The 14,484-nt window shown below is 61.6% G+C and carries 14 protein-coding genes; 10 read left to right on the top strand and 4 right to left on the bottom strand.

Features of this window, described 5'->3' with window-relative positions; translation table 11 throughout:
* Positions 1–188: 188 nt before the first annotated feature.
* Genes ACQ7C1_RS26395 through ACQ7C1_RS26410 form a run of 4 tightly spaced genes read left to right on the top strand, consistent with a single transcriptional unit; the run spans position 189 to position 6,910 of the window.
* The gene (locus ACQ7C1_RS26395; RefSeq protein WP_430960397.1) at positions 189–1,430 is read left to right on the top strand and encodes an MFS transporter; all 1,242 of its coding nucleotides are present in this window, start codon (positions 189–191) and stop codon (positions 1,428–1,430) included.
* Positions 1,431–1,446: 16 nt separating this feature from the next.
* A complete protein-coding gene (nirB, locus tag ACQ7C1_RS26400) occupies positions 1,447–3,897 on the top strand; it encodes a nitrite reductase large subunit NirB (RefSeq protein WP_430960398.1) in 2,451 nt (816 codons plus the stop codon).
* 10 nt (positions 3,898–3,907) lie between these two features.
* Positions 3,908–4,252, top strand: coding sequence for a nitrite reductase small subunit NirD (nirD, locus tag ACQ7C1_RS26405; RefSeq protein WP_097598685.1), 345 nt, complete (start codon positions 3,908–3,910; stop codon positions 4,250–4,252).
* Positions 4,253–6,910 carry a molybdopterin-dependent oxidoreductase gene (locus ACQ7C1_RS26410; RefSeq protein WP_430960399.1) on the top strand — a complete coding sequence of 886 codons (2,658 nt, stop codon included), beginning with the start codon at positions 4,253–4,255 and terminating at the stop codon, positions 6,908–6,910. It begins immediately after the preceding gene.
* 31 nt (positions 6,911–6,941) lie between these two features.
* Here ACQ7C1_RS26410 and ACQ7C1_RS26415 read toward each other — a convergent pair whose 3' ends face one another.
* The gene (locus tag ACQ7C1_RS26415; RefSeq protein ID WP_430960440.1) at positions 6,942–7,607 is read right to left on the bottom strand and encodes an HAD family hydrolase; all 666 of its coding nucleotides are present in this window, start codon (positions 7,605–7,607) and stop codon (positions 6,942–6,944) included.
* 309 nt (positions 7,608–7,916) lie between these two features.
* Between ACQ7C1_RS26415 and ACQ7C1_RS26420 the strand changes: the two genes are divergently transcribed.
* Positions 7,917–8,243, top strand: coding sequence for a hypothetical protein (locus ACQ7C1_RS26420; RefSeq protein ID WP_097598688.1), 327 nt, complete (start codon positions 7,917–7,919; stop codon positions 8,241–8,243).
* A gap of 157 nt (positions 8,244–8,400) precedes the next feature.
* On the opposite strand, the gene ACQ7C1_RS26425 is transcribed toward ACQ7C1_RS26420, so the two are convergent.
* The 3 genes from ACQ7C1_RS26425 to ACQ7C1_RS26435 all read right to left on the bottom strand — a co-directional run bounded on the left by ACQ7C1_RS26425 (position 8,401) and on the right by ACQ7C1_RS26435 (position 9,672).
* Positions 8,401–9,237 (bottom strand): SDR family NAD(P)-dependent oxidoreductase, encoded by an 837-nt coding sequence (locus ACQ7C1_RS26425; protein ID WP_430960400.1) that lies wholly within the window; start codon positions 9,235–9,237, stop codon positions 8,401–8,403.
* Positions 9,238–9,336: 99 nt separating this feature from the next.
* Entirely contained in the window at positions 9,337–9,468 is a 132-nt protein-coding gene (locus ACQ7C1_RS26430) for a hypothetical protein (protein WP_430960401.1), read from the bottom strand.
* 51 nt (positions 9,469–9,519) lie between these two features.
* On the bottom strand, positions 9,520–9,672 hold the full coding sequence (locus ACQ7C1_RS26435; RefSeq protein ID WP_430960402.1) for a hypothetical protein: 153 nt from the start codon (positions 9,670–9,672) through the stop codon (positions 9,520–9,522).
* 237 nt (positions 9,673–9,909) lie between these two features.
* Here ACQ7C1_RS26435 and ACQ7C1_RS26440 point away from each other — a divergent pair, with 237 nt between their 5' ends.
* From ACQ7C1_RS26440 to ACQ7C1_RS26460, 5 genes are all read left to right on the top strand, one after another.
* Complete coding sequence (locus tag ACQ7C1_RS26440) at positions 9,910–10,947, top strand: cysteine synthase A (RefSeq protein WP_430960403.1); 1,038 nt, start codon at positions 9,910–9,912, stop codon at positions 10,945–10,947.
* Between the two features lie 6 nt (positions 10,948–10,953).
* Positions 10,954–11,691 carry an alanyl-tRNA editing protein gene (locus ACQ7C1_RS26445; RefSeq protein WP_085777892.1) on the top strand — a complete coding sequence of 246 codons (738 nt, stop codon included), beginning with the start codon at positions 10,954–10,956 and terminating at the stop codon, positions 11,689–11,691.
* 15 nt (positions 11,692–11,706) lie between these two features.
* Positions 11,707–12,576 (top strand): 3-mercaptopyruvate sulfurtransferase, encoded by an 870-nt coding sequence (gene sseA, locus ACQ7C1_RS26450; RefSeq protein WP_430960404.1) that lies wholly within the window; start codon positions 11,707–11,709, stop codon positions 12,574–12,576.
* 5 nt (positions 12,577–12,581) lie between these two features.
* Positions 12,582–13,142, top strand: a complete 561-nt coding sequence (locus tag ACQ7C1_RS26455) for a GNAT family N-acetyltransferase (RefSeq protein ID WP_085777890.1) — start codon at positions 12,582–12,584, stop codon at positions 13,140–13,142.
* A 161-nt stretch (positions 13,143–13,303) separates the two neighbouring features.
* Positions 13,304–14,479, top strand: a complete 1,176-nt coding sequence (locus tag ACQ7C1_RS26460) for an MFS transporter (RefSeq protein WP_430960405.1) — start codon at positions 13,304–13,306, stop codon at positions 14,477–14,479.
* The last annotated feature ends 5 nt before the right edge of the window (positions 14,480–14,484 follow it).

A 14,484-nucleotide genomic window follows, 5' to 3' on the forward strand; every position in this document is an offset into this window, starting at 1 on the left:
CCGCGATGGGATTGCATCGAGATAGATAGGCCGGAAGGCCAATGATTGGGCGTCCAACGGCGGGCGCCACCAGCAAAGCCGCTGATCAGGATATTTGCGCGCCTCGTGCAAGCGCGTCCTGACCAGCGGCTTTTTGTTTTAACCCCCAGCAATGGATCGGCACGACCTTGTCGGGCCACGGAGAAGCTATGTCTGCCATTGAGAAAGTGCAGCCCATGTCAGCCGGCGAACCAGCCAAAGCACTGTGGATCTCCACTGTGGCCTTCACCCTCTGTTTTGCCGTCTGGACGATCTTCGCCATCATCGGCATTCGCATCAAGCAAGAGCTCAACCTGAACGAGGCTGAGTTCGGGTTGCTGATCGGCACCCCCGTTCTGACCGGCTCGATCGTGCGCATCGTTCTCGGCATCTGGACGGGACGGTACGGCGGCCGTCTCGTCTACACGCTGACGATGCTCGCCGCCGCATTGGCGACCTTCCTTCTCTCCTACGCCCACACTTATACGCAGATGCTGATCGCCGGCCTCGGTGTCGGCCTTGCCGGCGGCTCCTTCGCAGTCGGCGTCGCCTATGTCTCGCCTTTCTTCCCGGCGGAGAAACAGGGAACGGCGCTCGGTATCTTCGGCGCCGGTAACGTCGGCGCGGCCGTCACCAAATTTGCAGCCCCCTTCGTGCTCATCGCATGGGGCTGGCAGGCGGTTGCCGAGATCTGGGCCGTCGGCCTGGCGCTGATGGCCATCGTCTTCTGGTTCACCACGACAGATGATCCGGCCTTCCGCCTTCGCCGCGAGCGCGGCGTCGCTTCCAAGAGCCTGGCCCAGGAATTCGCGCCGCTGCAGAACGTTCAGGTCTGGCGCTTCTCGCTCTACTATTTCTTCGCCTTCGGCGGCTTCGTCGCCCTGTCCTTGTGGCTGCCGCGCTACCTCGTCGGCGTCTACGGCTTCAACCTGGAAACGGCCGGCATGATCGCGGCCGCATACTCCATCCCGGGCAGCATCTTCCGGGCCTTCGGCGGCGTGCTCTCGGACAAGAAGGGCGCGCGCAGCGTGATGTACGCGATGTTTGCCGTGTCGGCTGTGGCCACCCTCATCCTTTCGCTGCCGGCCACCGCGATCACTCCGGTCATCTTCATCGTCGTCATCTTCGTGCTCGGCTTCTTCATGAGCCTCGGCAAGGCCGCCGTCTACAAGCACATTCCGGCCTACTACCCCGACAGCGTCGGCGCCGTTGGCGGCATCGTCGGCATGATGGGCGGGCTCGGCGGCTTCATCCTGCCGATCGCCTTTGGCCTCCTCAAGGATATGACCGGCCTTTGGTCCAGCTGTTTCCTGCTGCTTTTCGCGATCGTGGCGATCTCGCTCATCTGGATGCACCTGTCCGTCAAGCAATTGTCGCGCCAGGGGCACTCTGCGCCCGTGGCTGCAACCTGATCCAAGGACTGTAGATATGACTGAAAAACTCGTTATCATCGGCAATGGCATGGCGCCCGGGCGCATGCTGGAGCATCTCTTCGAGCAGGCGCCCGGACGCTATGAAGTGACGATCTTCAATGCCGAGCCGCGCGTCAATTACGACCGCATCATGCTGTCGCCGGTTCTCTCCGGCGAAAAGGACTACGAGCAGATCATCATTCATGGTGACGGCTGGTATATCAAGCACGGCATCACGCTCTACAAGGGCCACAGGATCGTCAACATCGATCGCGCCGCCAAGACCGTCACGTCAGACCACGGCGTTACCGAAAGCTACGACAAGCTGGTGATCGCAACCGGTTCGGTGCCCTTCATCATTCCGGTTCCCGGCAAGGATCTGCCCGGCGTCATCACCTATCGCGACCTCGATGACGTGCAGGCGATGCTGCTTGCCGCGCAGTCGCGCGAAAAGGCCGTCGTCATCGGCGGCGGCCTGCTCGGCCTGGAAGCAGCGGCCGGTCTTGCCCAGCGCGGCATGGACGTGACCGTACTGCACGTCATGCCGACGCTGATGGAGCGTCAGCTCGATCCCGCCGCCGGCTATCTTCTGCAGAAGGCCGTCGAGGAACGCGGCATCAAGGTCATCTGCAAGGCCAATACCAAGGCGATCATCGGAAACGGCAGGGTCGAAGGCATCGAGCTGGACGACGGCCGCATCATCCCGGCAACGCTTGTTGTGATGGCCGTCGGCATCCGGCCGAATGTCGGCCTGGCGAAGGACGCCGGTCTTGCGGTCAATCGCGGCATCGTCGTCGATGCCGGCATGCAGACCTCGGACGGGGATATCCTGGCGCTCGGTGAATGCGCCGAGGTGGGCGGCATGGTCTACGGCCTTGTCGCGCCGCTCTATGAGATGGCCCGTATCGCCGCCGCGCATCTCTCCGGCGATCGTTCACCCGCCTTCGTCCATGCTGATACGCCGACCAAACTGAAGGTCACAGGAATCGAGCTTTATTCGCTCGGCGATTTCGCCGACGGCGACGACCGCGAAGAGATCGTGCTGCGCGATGCCAGCGCCGGCATCTACAAGCGCCTGGTCCTGAAGGACAACAAGATCATCGGCACCGTGCTTTACGGCGAAACCGCCGACGGCGCCTGGTTCAACGACCTGAAGAAGAAGGCGACCGATATTTCGGAGATGCGCGAGACGCTGATCTTCGGACAGGCCTATCAGGGAGGGTCACCGCTGGACCCTATGGCGGCCGTTGCAGCCTTGCCGGATGACGCGGAAATCTGTGGCTGCAACGGCGTATGCAAGGGCAAGATCACTTCGACGATCACGAGCAAGGGACTGACGTCCCTTGACGACGTGCGCGCCCATACGAAGGCATCGGCCTCGTGCGGCTCGTGCACCGGTCTCGTCGAGCAACTGATGGCGCTGACGCTCGGCGACAGTTACAACCCGGCTGCGGTTCAGCCGATGTGCACCTGCACGGAACTCGGCCATGACGATGTTCGCCGGCTGATTAAGGCGAAAGGGCTGAAGAGCATCCCGGCCGTCATGCAGGAGCTCGAATGGAAGACCTCCTGCGGCTGCGCCAAATGTCGCCCCGCACTCAACTATTACCTCGTCTGCGATTGGCCGGACGAATATGCCGACGACTACCAGTCACGCTTCATCAATGAGCGCGTCCACGCCAACATTCAAAAGGACGGTACCTATTCCGTTGTTCCGCGCATGTGGGGCGGCGTCACCTCGTCGAACGAGCTTCGCGCCATCGCCGATGTCGTCGACAAGTTTGCCATCCCGATGGTGAAGGTCACAGGCGGCCAGCGCATCGACCTGCTTGGAGTGGAGAAGGAAGACCTTCCAGCCGTCTGGGCCGATCTCGGGAAGGCCGGCTTCGTCTCCGGCCAGGCCTATGCCAAGGGCCTGCGCACGGTGAAGACCTGCGTCGGCTCGGACTGGTGCCGTTTCGGCACCCAGGATTCCACCGGCCTCGGCATTCGCATCGAGAAATTCATGTGGGGTTCCTGGACACCGGCCAAGCTGAAGATGGCCGTCTCCGGCTGCCCGCGCAACTGCGCGGAAGCAACCTGCAAGGATATCGGCGTAATCTGCGTCGATTCCGGTTTCGAGATCCACTTCGCCGGTGCGGCCGGTCTCGACATCAAGGGCACCGAGGTTCTCGGGCTTGTAAAGACCGAAGACGAGGCGCTGGAGCATATCGTGGCCCTGACGCAGATGTATCGCGAGCAGGCCCGCTACCTCGAACGCATCTACAAATGGGCCAAGCGCATCGGCCTGGAGGAAATCCGCCGCCAGATCATGGGTGATGCCGAAAAGCGTAAAGCCTATTACGACCGCTTTGTCTTCTCCCAGAAATTCGCCCAGGTCGATCCCTGGTCTGAGCGTGTCTCCGGCAAGGACAAGCATGAATTCAAGCCGATGGCGACGATCGGTTATCCGCAGGCAGCCGAGTAAGGAGATTGATATGACCTGGTCCAATGAAAACTGGCACCCGATCGGTGACATCTCCGATATCCCTCTGCGTGGCGCGCGCTGCGTGAAGACACCGCAGGGCAAGATCGCCGTCTTCCGCACGGCGGAAAACGAGGTTTTTGCCATCGAGGATCACTGCCCGCACAAGGGCGGGCCGCTGTCGCAGGGGATCGTGCACGCCAAGGCCGTCACCTGCCCGCTGCACAATTGGGTGATCTCTCTCGAAACCGGCAAGGCGCTCGGCGCCGATGAGGGCGCGGTGCGGACCATACCGGTCCGCAACGACGACGGCGCTCTGTTCATAGCGCTTGAAAGTCTGATGATGGCGGCGGAATAAATGACGACAGAGGTCAAGACCACCTGTCCTTATTGCGGCGTCGGCTGCGGCGTCATTGCCACGGTCGACGAGGCCGGCGCCGCCAGCATCAAGGGCGATCCCGAGCATCCGTCGAATTTCGGCCGTCTCTGCTCGAAGGGTTCGGCGCTTGCCGAAACGATCGATCTCGACGGCCGTCTTCTCCATCCTGAAATATCGGGCGAAAAGAGCGACTGGGACGAGGCGCTTGATCTCGTCGCAAGGCGTTTTTCCGAAACCATCGCCGAACACGGGCCGGATTCGGTTGCCTTCTACGTCTCGGGTCAGCTGCTGACCGAAGATTATTACATCGCCAACAAGCTGATGAAGGGCTTCATCGGCTCAGCCAATATCGACACCAATTCCAGGCTCTGCATGTCCTCGTCCGTCGCCGGCCATCGCCGTGCTTTCGGCGCCGATACGGTGCCCGGGACCTATGAGGATCTCGAACTTGCCGATCTGGTGCTCCTGACCGGCTCCAACCTCGCCTGGTGCCACCCTGTCATCTACCAGCGGCTTGCCGCCACAAAGGCGGCACGACCCAACATGCGCATCGTTGTCATCGATCCGCGCCGGACGATGACATGCGATATCGCCGACCTGCATCTGGCAATCCGCCCGGACGGCGACGTCGCGCTGTTCATGGGACTGCTTGCGCATCTAGCGACAAGCCCGGCGATCGACCAGAACTATATCGCCGCCCATACGGAAGGTTTCGGCGACGCTTTTGCGGCCGCAGCCGCGCTTGACACCAACGATCTCCTGGAACAGACCGGTCTGCCGGCCATGCAGATGAGGGAGTTCTTCCGCCTGTTCGAGACGACCGAGAAGGTCGTCACCTGCTACAGCCAGGGCGTCAACCAATCCTCCTCCGGCACCGACAAGGTCAACGCCATCCTCAACTGTCACCTCGCTACCGGCCGCATCGGCCGGCCGGGCATGGGACCGTTCTCGTTGACTGGCCAGCCGAACGCCATGGGCGGGCGTGAGGTCGGCGGCCTCGCCAATATGCTTGCCGCCCATATGGCGATAGAGAATGCGGATGACCGCGACCGCGTGCAGCGCTTCTGGAATTCGCCCGTCATCGCCGCAAAGCCCGGCTTGAAGGCGGTCGACATGTTCCGTGCGGTGGCCGATGGACGCATCAAGGCGCTCTGGGTCATGGCCACCAATCCTGTTGTGTCGATGCCGGATGCCGACAGCGTCGAAAGCGCGATCGCCGCCTGTCCCTTCGTCGTCGTGTCGGACATTCTGAGAGACACGGATACGACCCGGCATGCCCATGTGCTTTTGCCCTCGCTCGGCTGGGGCGAGAAGAACGGTACCGTTACCAATTCCGAACGTCGCATTTCCAGGCAGCGGCCGTTTCTCACCCCCCCCGGCGAAGCCAGGGCTGATTGGTGGCAGCTTGCGGAGGTCGGACGGCGCATGGGATTTGACGTCGCTTTCGATTTCGAGGCGCCGGATGCAATCTTTGCCGAACATGCAGCGCTTTCCGCCTTCGAAAATGACGGCAGCCGCGATTTCGACATCGGCGCCCACGCCGGCACGAGCGGTGGTACTTATGATGAACTGTCGCCCTTTCAATGGCCGCAGCCCGCGGGGACAGAGCCTGGCGTCACCCGCTTCTTCGCCGAGGGCGGCTTTTTCCATCCCGATGGCAAGGCGCGCTTTGTCGCGGTGAAACCGCCTGCGGCGGACCGCACCAATGCCGATTTCCCCTTCACCCTGAACACCGGCCGCATCCGCGATCAGTGGCACACGATGACACGAACCGGGAAGAGCGCGCGGCTTTCCGCCCATATCGCCGAACCCTTTGCCGAGATCCATCCGCGCGATGCGATCGAGACCGGCATATCAAGCGCCGGCCTCGTCGAGATCGAGAGCCCTCAGGGCAAAGCGATCGTGCGGGCGCTGGTGACCGACCGCCAAGCGCGTGGCGGCATTTTCGCACCCATGCACTGGAACGATCAGTTCGCGGCAAAAGCCCGGATCGACGCCGTGGTCGCGCCGATCACCGACCCTCTTTCCGGCCAGCCGGCGTCGAAGAATGTTGCCGTTGCCGTTCGGCCTTTCCGCGCCACCCATTACGGATTCGCGGTCTCTGCCATCAAACCGGACACACCCGACGCGGCCTATTGGGCGGTGGCGAAAGCTGAAGGCGGTTGGCGGCTTGAGCTGGCCTTCACCGAGGCTGTCGAAGACTGGACGGCCTGGTGCCGGAAGGTCTTCGCCATTCCGGCCGCAATCGAACCGCTGGGGTACGCCGATCGGCAATCAGGCGACCTGAGGCTCGCCTTCTTCGATGGTGAGATCCTGCTTGCCGCTCTGTTCCTCGCACGCGAGCCGGTTGCCGTTGCTCGCAACTGGGCAATCTCGCAACTCTCCGTCGTGCATGGCGACCTCAGGAAACGCTTTGCGCTGGTCGCAGGCCGTCCCGGCGCCGGCAGACCGGATCCCGGTGCGACCGTCTGCTCCTGCTTCAGTGTCGGGGTCAACCAGATCGCTGCCGCGGTGCGAGGCGGATGCCATACCGTTGAAGAGGTAGGCAAGGAAACGAGCGCCGGAACCAATTGCGGTTCCTGCCGCAGCGAAATCGGCAGGATCATCGATCGCTGTCTCGCCGCAGCCGCGGAGTGAATGCGCAAGCGCGAATGCTGGAGGTCGGATGTCAGGCTGCGCTCGGGACGATAAGCATTTTATGGTCGGCTGAGATGTTGACGGCGATCTCGTCATAGGAAGAGATGGTCGGATGCGGCGTCTCCATCTTCTGGTGATGGGTTGCCGTAACGACCATCACATCGGCGCCCGCCGCCTCGCCGGCCTTGATGCCGGCTGCGACATCCTCAAACACCAGACAATCCCGCGTGCTGACGCCGAGGCGTTCGGCGCCGAGAATATAACATTGCGGATCGGGCTTTCCGACCGTCACGTCCTCCGCCGTCACCATGAATTTCGGCAGAGGCAGGCCAGCCGCTTCCAGCCGCCGGCGGGCAAGACGCAAGGGCGAAGAGGTGACGATCGCCCAGCGATCCGGCGGCAGCGAAGCCAGGAAGGCGGCTGCGCCTGGAATAGCAACGACATCGCCGACATCGGCAATTTCGGCCTCGGTCACCAGCCTTGCCTCGTGTTCGGGATCGACCCCCGGCAGGTTCAGCCGGGTTATTGTGTCAATGCCACGCGATCCGTGCATCTTCGGCAAGAAGGCGGCGACATCGAGCCCATGGCGTCTTGCCCAGTCGCTCCAAACACGCTCGGCCGCGAGGATCGAATTGAGGATGGTGCCGTCCATGTCGAAGAGGAAGGCGGCATAAGGCTTCTCGAAGCCGTGGGGCATCGGCGGGTACAAGGGCGTATCTCATTAAGGAGAAGTGTCGGATGGTCGTCGCTGGCGCCGATGAAACGGCAAATCGCCGCGTTTTGCAAGTCTGGGCGGACAGCGACGCCGCATGCTTTAGAACGCCGTAGTGCCCGAAGTGAGAATCAAGTCACAGGAGAGTGCGCAAGCCAATCCGGTCATGGCAGCGTTCCTCGCCGCAACCATACAAGGTCTGCGTGCAGGTTTTTCAAAAAACATCGGAACAATGAATCCTGCAAGTGGTTACCCAAAGGTCATCCATGATGAAAATCAAAGGAGGATATCCTCATGACCAAATCCCTTATTGCCGCTTCGCTGCTCGCGATCGGCATGGCATCGTCAGCCTTTGCCCAGTCGAATCCGGATCCCATCGGACCGACGAATGGCGGCTCGACCGATCCGGGTTCGGGTAACTATTCGTCCGATTACACCAACAGCGACAATGGCATGCACCCTGTCCAGGTCGCCCCCGTCGATCCGACCACGACCCAGAGCATCCGACCGCCGCAGGCGATGGAATGCGCCGGCATGCCGCAGCAGGGGACCGGTGTCGATACGCGCGGCGGTGAGAGCGGCGCATCGATCAGCGAAGCCTGCCGCGAATACGACAACTGAGCAGGCAGTCGCCGCTTTGAAACATGTCGTGCAAAAGCGCACCACCTCGGAAAAGGCCGGCTTATGCCGGCCTTTTCATGTCGCGACGGATAAAGACTGCCTTCGCATAAAATTTTTGATCCGGGCGTTCCGGCCACCCGTCTTCCCGCACCGTTGATCATTCCGCAGGGTGCGGCATCACCGGATGGTGACCATCCAGCGGCGGCCGTTGCCGCCAGCCAGTCAGATAGTTCATCAGTGGGAAATAAGCGCCATAGGGGAGCAGACGCGCCAGCTTCAACATCGTGGTGAAGCGTCTGGGGAAAGCGATCTCGAAAGCCTGCGATTTCAGCCCGGCGGCAATCTGGCGGGCAGCCTCCTCGGACGACACCCGCGCCGCCGGCATAGGAAAGGCGCTCTTGCCCACCGTCGGCATGTCAACGAAGCCCGGGCTGATGAGCTGAATGCGGATGCCCATCTTGTCGAGATCGAATTTCAGGCTTTCGGCCATGTTGATCAACGCCGCCTTGGTGGCGCCATAGGCAGCCCCCGTCGGCAAGCCGCCATAGGCGGTGACGGAAGAGACGATGGCGATCTGCCCCTGCCCTTTCGCCTTCATATGGCGGATCGCCGGCAACAGACAGTTGACGACGCCGGAAAGATTGACGGCAAAGCTCTTTTCGAAATCGGCGCGGTTCAGATCCTCGGCGTGGACCGGCAGGTAGATACCGGCATTGAGGATCGCCATTGCGAGCGTGCCGTGCTCATATTCGATAGAGGCCAGGACATGTTCCATGTCCTCGGCATCGGTGACATCACCGTCGAGGACGATAATATTCCCGGAAAGGCCGCTGGCTTCGGCCTGCAGCTCGACCAGCTTTTCGTGGCTTCTGGCGGTGACGGCGACCTTGTATCCTTCGCCGGCAAGCTTCAGCGCAAGCGCCCGGCCGATACCTGAGCTCGCGCCCGAGATCCAGACGATTCCATGTTCGGGACGGGCGATGAAATCACGCATGACATGCTCCTCCGGCTCTGCCTGACCAGCACGAAAACAGGCCCGGAAGTTCTTTGCGCCTCCCGGATTTACGGCTCTATCACACCATTGTGGCTGCTTTCAGCCGATCAGGTCGCCGATCATCTGACGAAAGGACCGGGTCAGCCGGATCGGTCCGTCGGACAGCGCGAAGGCAATGCAAGGCCTGTCCTTTTCGGCAAACCGGCCGGTGATCGACAGTTTCGTCGGCAATCGAGATGTCGCCGGGGCCGAAATGGCTGCGCTCGTCGTTGAAAGACCCGTCTAGAGCTTTTCCGGATTAAATTGAATCATTCGGGTTGGCTTAAACGGAGTCGGATGGTCGACCGGCCGGCGCGCCTCGTAGCCCTCGGGCAAGGAACCGGCGACATAATGCGCCCTCAGTGCGTCGATCGTGTCGATCTGATCGTGAATCATGTCGGTTTCGGCCAGGCCCGCCGCCCGTGTTCCGTTGTCGCTTTGTCGTCATCCATACGGGGAAAGCCAGTTTTCGGATCACCATGGCAGGTGGGATCGCCGTCGCGGGCCATTTCGGATAAGGAAAGCGAAATTTTATCGTGACCACCAGGGGTATGGAATAGCATTTCTTGCCAACACAGCCTTGTGAAGGGAAAAGACCGTTCCTAAAGTAAGAGTTCGAAAGAGGCAGATTCCATGACCTTCCATCCCTCCGTCCTCGAAGCCATCGGCAATACGCCCCTGATCAAACTCAAGGGCGCCTCCGCGGCAACCGGCTGCACCATTCTCGGCAAGGCGGAGTTTCTCAACCCCGGCCAGTCGGTCAAGGACCGTGCCGCGCTCTACATCATCCGCGATGCGGAGCGGAAGGGGCTGCTTCGGCCCGGCGGCGTCATCGTCGAAGGCACGGCCGGCAATACCGGCATCGGGCTGACGCTGGTCGCCAAGGCGCTCGGCTACCGCACCGTCATCGTCATCCCGGAAACCCAGAGCCAGGAAAAGAAGGACGCGCTGAAATTGCTCGGCGCCGAACTCGTCGAAGTGCCGGCCGTTCCCTACAAGAACCCGAACAACTATGTGAAGGTGTCCGGGCGTCTTGCCGAACAAATGGCGAAGAGCGAACCGAACGGGGCAATCTGGGCGAACCAGTTCGACAACGTCGCCAACCGCCAGGCGCACATCGAAACGACGGCGCCGGAAATCTGGAACGATACCGACGGCAAGGTCGACGGCTTCATCTGCTCCGTCGGCTCCGGCGGCACGCTTGCCGGTGTCGCCGCCGGCCTCAAGGCTTTTAATCCCGACGTCAAGATCGGCATCGCCGATCCCGACGGCGCTGCTCTTTATGAATTCTACCAGAACGGCACGCTGAAATCCGAGGGATCCTCGATCACCGAGGGCATCGGCCAGGGCCGCATCACGGCCAATCTCGAGGGCTTCACACCCGATTTCTCCTATCGCGTCTCCGATGCCGAAGCACTTCCCTATCTTTTCGACCTCGTGGAAAACGAGGGGCTGTGCCTCGGCGGCTCAACAGCGATCAACATTGCCGGCGCGGTCAATCTCGCCCGCGATCTCGGGCCCGGTCACACGGTGGTGACAATCCTCTGCGACTACGGCAACCGCTACCAATCGAAGCTCTTCAATCCGGATTTTCTGCGATCGAAGGGACTACCCGTTCCCGGCTGGATGACTGGTTCGTCCGACATACACGCTCCCTACGAGCCCGTGTGAGACCTCATGCCCGTCAATGCCCTCTATCGCGACGACTTCTATCTCTCGACATGCGAGGCGGTCGTCACTGCCGTTCACGACGACGGGGGCATCGAGCTCAACCAGACCTGCTTTTATGCCACATCGGGTGGCCAGCCCGGTGACACTGGCCAGCTTGAACGCGCCGACGGAACCAAGATCGCACTGGGCCAGACAAAACACGGCGCCGGCAAGGATGTCATCATCCACGTGCCGCTCGAAAACGAGCCGCGGCCGGAGGTCGGCGAGACGCTGGTGCTGCATGTCGATTGGCCGCGCCGCTACCGGCTGATGCGCATGCACACGGCCTGCCACCTGCTGTCGGTCATCTGCTCCTATCCGATCACCGGAGCCGCCGTCGGCGAGGAAGAAAGCCGCGTCGACTTCGACATGAGCGAGACGATCGACAAGGACGAGGTCACGGCCAAGCTGATGGAACTGGTCGGCCAGAACCACCCGGTCTATCTGCAATGGATCACCGATGACGAGCTGGCGGCCAATCCGGACATCGTCAAGTCGAAGAACGTGCGCCCGCCGGTGGGGCTTGGTCGGGTCAGCCTCGTCTGTATCGGCGAGAACTCCTCGATTGACAGCCAGCCCTGCGGCGGCACACATGTCTCGGAGACGCAGGAAATCGGTCAGATCCACATCGCCAAGATCGAAAAGAAGGGCAAGGAGAACCGGCGCTTCCGCATCCGCTTCGGCACGCCCGGCGTAGAAGCCTGATAAGGGGAGACCATAATGACTGAGAGCAAGAGCCGTTTCGTTGTCTCGGCCGAATGGCTGCAGGCCGAGCTCGGCAAGCCGGATCTGCGCGTGCTGGACGCCTCCTTCTACCTGCCGGCGCAAAAACGCGACGCCGATGCCGAATATGCCGCCGGCCATATTCCCGGGGCCATCCGCTTCGATCAGGACAAGATCGCCGACCACTCTACGGCGCTGCCGCACACGATCCCCTCGCCCGATTATTTCGCCGCCGAAGTCGGCAAGCTCGGCATCAGCGAGAATGATCGCATCGTCGTCTATGACGGTATCGGCGTGTTTGCCTCGCCCCGCGTCTGGTGGCTGTTCCGGGTGATGGGGGCAAAGAACGTCTTCGTCCTGGACGGAGGTCTCGACGGCTGGAAGGCTGAGGGCCGTCCGCTCGAAACAGCGGCCCCCAACTATGCCCCGGCGACGTTTACGCCTGACTTCGATGAGAGCCGCGTCGTCACGCTGGACACCATGCGCGACATCGTCTCGAGCGGCGCGATGCAGATTGCCGACGCCCGTAGCGCCGGCCGCTTCGCCGCTACCGAACCCGAGCCGCGTGCCGGCATGCGCTCCGGCCATATGCCCGGCGCCCGAAGCCTGCCCTCCGGCGTCTTCGCCAACCAGGGCCGGTTCAAATCGCTGCCCGAACTCAGGCAGACCATCGAAGAGGCCGGAATTGATCTCTCCAAGCCGGTCGTCACCTCCTGCGGCTCAGGGATCACGGCCGCGATCATCACGCTGGCGCTGGAATCGCTCGGCCATCACGACAACAAGCTTTATGACGGTTCATGGAGCGAATGGGGCAGCCGTGACGATACGCCTGTCGTCACCGGTCCGCCGACGCCGGTCAAAGCCTGACCGCCATGGGAAAGACGCCCACTTCGCTCAAAGCTCATATCACCCGTCTTGAAATGACGGCGGCGCCCAAGGCCAGCATGCCGGTGCCCGTCAATATCCAGACGGCGATCATGCGTGCGCCAGGCATACCGCTGCCCTTTTACCGCTATCTCTATCGACAGGTGGGCGCGCGCTGGCAGTGGGTGGACCGGCTGCGCATGAGCGACGAGCAACTGGCAGAAACACTGAACGACAAGCGCAACAATATCAGCGTCCTCTACGTGAACGGCGCACCGGCCGGCTTCTACGAGTATTTCTGCGCGGACGAGGAGACGATTGAACTCAGCCATTTCGGCCTGATCGAACATGCGCTCGGGCTCGGCATCGGCAAATGGTTTCTGCTGCAGGCGCTCTATGCGATCTGGGCGCTCGATCCGAAGCGCGTCACCACGACCACCAACAATCTCGACCATCCGCGCGCGCTGCAGCTCTATCAGATGTACGGCTTTTCCCCTGTCTCGACCGGCACCGGCATTGTGCGGCCGCTGAGTGACAAGGAACTCCTGGAACTTGCGCGGAAAAGCTGAGGCTGTTGCTGACGGAGTTTATGCTGACATTAGTTGTCAGCAGCGTTGTAGATAATCTCTGGAAACCGCCGGTTTCTGAACCGAGCCATCTTACCCGGAAAGCTTCACTATGCTGGCGCTCGCTGGGCTTCAGTCCATATCCCATTGGAGCAAGTCCTGAGATGAAGCCGCACCACCGTATTTTCTTCATCCAGTTTGCCGTCGCCCTTTCCGTGGGGGCTTTTCTTTCGCGCCTGCCTGATCTTCAGCGCAAATTCGGCCTCACCGAGGGCGAGCTCGGGCTTTTGCTCGCCATCATGTCCTTGGGGGTTCTCAGCGGGCTGACATTTTCGGTGAGGATCATTGAGAGGCTTGGTGCGCGCACCACAGCTTTCGTCACGGTGTTCGGTGCATCCGTGTTCCTATCGATAATCTCCTGGATGCCTTCAGCTCTCCCGGCGATGCCATTCTTCTTCATCGCCGGTCTATTCACCGGCGCATTCGAGATCAACGCCAACATCGAAACCGACCGTCACGAGGCCCTGCTTGGATATCGCATTATGAGCCGCGCGCACGGCATGTGGAGCCTCGGCTTTTGCATGACAGCGCTTGTCGCCGCCGGCATGCGACAGGCCGGCATCACCATCGAACTGCACATCTTCCTCGTCTTCCTGACCGTCCTCATTTCAGGCTCGATCGTCTTCTCGAAGATCGAGACCGCACCTCCGCGGCAGGACGCGCACTCCGGAGAAATCCCCCTCATCGCTTTTCCGACTATCGGGCTGCTACCCCTTTGCCTGATAGGCGCAGCACCGCTCTTGGCTGAAGGCGCGAGCGTCGATTGGTCAGCAATCTATATGCGTGACGTCTTTGCGGCCGAACCGTTCGTCGGCGGCCTCAGCGTGACGATATTCTCCTTCTGCATCGCCACCGGACGGCTTGCAATGGATCCTGTGATCGACCGTTTCAATCCACAGCCGGTCGCAATAGTCCTTCTCGCAATCGTCGTCGCCGGGCTTCTACTGGTCGCGACGGCAGCACACCCCGTCATAGCGCTGATAGGCTTCGGCCTGACCGGTATCGGCTGCTCGTCGGTCTATCCGCTTGCCATCTCGGCTGCGGCCCGCCGTGCGGACCGACCGGCTCCAGTCAACGTCGCAGCACTTGGGCAGACGACCTTCCTCGTGTTTTTTGCCGGCCCGCCCCTGCTTGGTTTCATTGCCGAATATGTCGGTATCCGCTTTTCCTATTGGGCGGTGGTCCCCGTTATCGTCGCCGCTCTTTCGATGACCAAGGCGCTTGCCGCAGCTCCCATGCCGGCCATAGGAGCGCAGCGAGCTGTGCAGTCCCAAGGCTGACGCGG

The organism is Rhizobium sp. Nf11,1 (genome assembly GCF_050587665.1).
GTDB lineage: Bacteria > Pseudomonadota > Alphaproteobacteria > Rhizobiales > Rhizobiaceae > Rhizobium.